Here is a 2,046-nt window from a genome sequence, read left to right on the forward strand (position 1 = left end):
TAATTGGCTGAGGCGGCGTAAACTTGGCCGACGATGCCTTCGCCGCTGACCACCGGCATGCCTTTGTCCACCCCGTCGCTGAGACCACGGTCAATAATCACACTGCGGAACCAGAGAGAAGGATCTTTGCCGACAATCCGGGCTGTCATGGTGGGCAGATCGGAGGACTCTTTGAAGTCCAGCAGCTTGCGCAGCTTGGCGTTGAGGGCCACCGCCCCCCGGTTGGCGTAGGCGGCGTTTCGGCATTTCTGCAGCTCTTCGAGCAGGCGAGCCTTCTCCTCCCGCACCGTGAGGAGATCAAGATAGTTCTCTTTGAACGAATAGAACGGCGAAGCGGCCTTGACCATGCCTTTCTGGAGAGGGCCAGCGACATCCAAGAGGAGCTTGTACGTCGGGCCAAACTCTTGACTGCCGAAAATAAAGACCAAGAAAACGAGCAGGAATGTCAGCGCGGCCCCGCCAAGCAGAACAATGCGGAATCCGCCGGAGCCGTCATCCTTCTGTCTCCTGTTGCGGCTAGTTTTCGACATCTGAACGGGAGGGACGGGCAGAAAAATGAAAAAACAGCGGAATGGAGCGGCAGTCCGCCGAACGGCACTCAGTCAATGGCGATTTCTTTGAGGATCTCAAAGTTGTCAAGTGCCTTGCCGGAGCCAAGCACGACTGAGGAAAGTGGGTCGTCGGCGATGATGATAGGCATTCCTGTTTCCTGCGCCAGCAATTTGTCGAGATTTTTCAGCAGTGCGCCGCCGCCGGTCAGGACTATGCCTTGGTCGACAATGTCAGCGGACAGCTCCGGCGGCGTGACCTCTAAAGCCAGCCTTACCGCATCAACGATCACCTCCACCTGCTCGGCGATGGCGGACTGAATTTCGTCGGAACGAATGGTGATGGTTTTCGGCACGCCGGAAACCAGATCGCGGCCTTTGATCTCCATCGTCTCGTATGGCTCGGCAGGCATGACGTTGCCGATGCAGATTTTGATCTGCTCGGCGGTGCGCTCGCCGATGGCCAGATTGTGCTTGCGCTTGATGTACTGAAGGATGGCCGCGTCCATCTTGTCGCCAGCCACCCGCACGGATTTGGCATAGACTATGCCGGACAGGGAAATGACCGCCACTTCGGTGGTGCCGCCGCCGATGTCAATGACCATGTTGGCGGTCGGTTCGGTGATCGGCAGATCTGCGCCGATGGCCGCAGCCATCGGCTCCTCAATCAGATACACCTCGCGGGCACCTGCGGATTCGGCGGACTCGCGCACCGCCCGTTTCTCCACTTGAGTAATGCCCGAAGGCACGGAGATGATGATCCGAGGATGCACAAGCGTCCGGCGGTTATGCACCTTGTTGATAAAATAGCGGAGCATGGCCTCGCAGACTTCAAAGTCTGCGATCACGCCGTCGCGCATGGGCCGGATGGCTTCAATATTGCCGGGGGTTTTGCCAAGCATTTCCTTGGCCTCCGTTCCCACCGCCAGCACCCTGCCGCCGCGCGCGTCCTGCCGCACCGCGACAACGGAAGGCTCCCGCAGCACGATGCCCTTGCCTTTGACATACAGAACTGTGTTGGCTGTGCCAAGATCAATAGCAAGGTCGCTGGACATCCAGCCGAAAAGAAAATTCAACGGGGAAAACATCCGGTTTCACCTAGGTAAAAAATCATTCTATCTGTCGTATCGGCTCCGCTGGAGCCATCGGGAACTTTGCGGCTGTGTCGCAGCAGGACGCAATCAGTTTACCAGCCCTGCCGCAAACTGGCAATGCCAAAACGGCAGAACGCAGATGCTGACAAAACAATCATTATTTCCGAAGACTGTCCGGCTTCAGCTCAAAAAAGCCGTAGCTGCCTGCCAAGGCTTTTCTTCCGTGCTTTCGGCTGGGAAAGCGGCGGCGCGTCGAGCAGCTCCGCCGGAATTTCCTTGAGAAAACGGGACGGCGCGGGCCGCTCTGGCCCGGCGAAGCCCTGCCGCTGCATCGCGCTGCACAGATACAGCGTCTCGGCGGCGCGGGTGAGGCCGACAAAGAAAAGCCGCCGCTCCTCGCGGAG

Annotated in this window: 3 protein-coding genes; all 3 read right to left on the reverse strand. The window is 58.5% G+C overall.

Features of this window, described 5'->3' with window-relative positions:
* Nucleotides 1-530: rod shape-determining protein MreC (gene mreC / locus ACNKID_RS07430; RefSeq protein WP_417912808.1), on the reverse strand; the 530-nt coding region annotated here is incomplete at its 3' end.
* Nucleotides 531-598: 68 nt separating this feature from the next.
* Entirely contained in the window at nt 599-1,636 is a 1,038-nt protein-coding gene (locus ACNKID_RS07435; RefSeq protein WP_417912809.1) for a rod shape-determining protein, read from the reverse strand.
* Nucleotides 1,637-1,827: 191 nt separating this feature from the next.
* A partial coding sequence (locus ACNKID_RS07440; RefSeq protein WP_417912810.1) for a hypothetical protein occupies nt 1,828-2,046 on the reverse strand: 219 nt, incomplete at its 5' end.

The organism is Candidatus Electronema sp. TJ (assembly GCF_048287355.1).
Lineage (GTDB): Bacteria > Desulfobacterota > Desulfobulbia > Desulfobulbales > Desulfobulbaceae > Electronema.

Excerpts from the sequence above, each read along its gene's own strand:
- ACNKID_RS07435 (WP_417912809.1), bottom strand. The coding sequence starts at position 1,636 with ATGTTTTCCCCGTTGAATTTTCTTTTCGGCTGGATGTCCAGCGACCTT.